The 1,674-nt window shown below is 33.1% G+C and carries 1 protein-coding gene; it reads right to left on the bottom strand.

Annotated features, from left to right (window positions below):
* The coding region (locus AC4FQX_RS15090; protein ID WP_491168547.1) for a zinc-dependent metalloprotease family protein at positions 1-1,420 on the bottom strand (1,420 nt) is incomplete at its 3' end.
* Positions 1,421-1,674 lie beyond the last annotated feature (254 nt).

Raw genomic sequence — 1,674 nt, 5'->3', positions numbered from 1 at the left:
CCTTGTATCTTAGTGAATAGGAAGAAGCCCCACTAACGGTATTCCATGAAAGAACAGCGTCTTTTCCAGTAATTGAACTTACAGTTAAATTTGTAGCTTTAAGAGTACAATCATTTGTTCTGTATGCAGCGATTACATGTTTCATTTGTTTTAAAGTACGTACAGCGTCCGCTCTTTGTGTATTTCCCATAGCAGCTCCTTTATGATAAACAGTAGGGTCTGAAAAATTAGGAACTCGCGCTGCGTTCCGTCCATCTGGGAAATTACTTCCTGCTTGATAGCACATTATAGAACAATAGATTCTATTATCATTTCCTTCCCATCTCCATCCTGCAGCATAAGGATAAATTAATTCACTATCTGCTGGTGGAAATTTTATTTGATCCCTATGATGGTGTAAGCCGATATTATGACCTATTTCGTGAATTGCAGCATAACCGCTAGTGCCACCTTTGATCCGAACTAATGAAAAACCATAATCTGGATTTCCAGCTTCTGATGTTGGTAGCCAGGCTAATCCTCCAGCATTTCCTTTTTCGGTTAAAATCATAACCAAATCTGCCTTATATTGATCTCTTAATGTATGAACTTCATTCATATAAGGATCATTTTTATAGGTTAAGTTGTTTAAATCAGTATAACTGTTTCCGGTTTCCGTATAATTTACTTCATGAGAATGAACTAATTTAATATTGATATTAACCTTACTATTCGTTAAAACTAAATTGGATCTTTCCATTAATAGTTTTATTGCGTTTTGAATTCCTCCATTATTTCTAGCGGCATAATTTTTAGCATCGGAAGTATATACAATCATAAGATCAATGGTAGCGGGATCATTTACTCCGGTAGCTCGTGTAGATTTTAAGGCAGGAATATTAGTTATTTCCGATTTCATAGAACCTTTATGTTCCTTATTCTCTTGGTGAGAAGGTGAGCTACAACCAAGTTCTTTTTCAGTATTGTCTAATTCTAATAAATAGTTCTTTTTAGTATTAATATCCATTTGAGTAGTATATCTTTCTTCTAACTCAGGAATATCTATACTCATTAAATTATTTCCGGAAAAAGAGCTTATAATGCAGTGACTTAAGGGGTAGCCTTCAATTTTAGCTACGATTGATGTTACCCCTTCACGGTCTGTTTCCACTTTCTCTATCAGGGCGGTATACTTTTTGTTTTCAAACAAATCCAATACTATTTTATCTTTTTCACCTACAGTCCTGCTTGAAAGTAGTGCATTACTCATAGTGAAGGGGCGTTTACGTATTGCTTTAGGGGAATCGTCATTCGACAGGTTTCGTAGAATTGGACTATCAACTTGAATAAGATTCTTATCATTAAGGTTAATTTCCCTGTTTTGAGCATACGAGTGTATTACGCAAAACAATAGAAATAGGAATAATAAATATTGTTTCATTTGGTGATTTTTATTGGAGAATTAATAGGTTAAGGGTGAAAAATTGTTAATACATCATTTAATAACGTTGTTTAATGTATTTATTGTGTGTTTTAGATAAAAGCATATATAATCATATTATTATATAATTAATTAGGTGGTTATATGAGATAAAATTTCTGTTTTTTGCTAACTATCAAAAACCCCCTGATGCATTTGTTTAGGCATTAGGGGGGTATTTAGATTGGGATTTTTTATTTTTTTTAGTTCTTAAT

It is taken from the genome of Flavobacterium sp. AK-301 (assembly GCF_058310215.1).
This window is presented reverse-complemented; position numbering and strand designations above follow the sequence as displayed.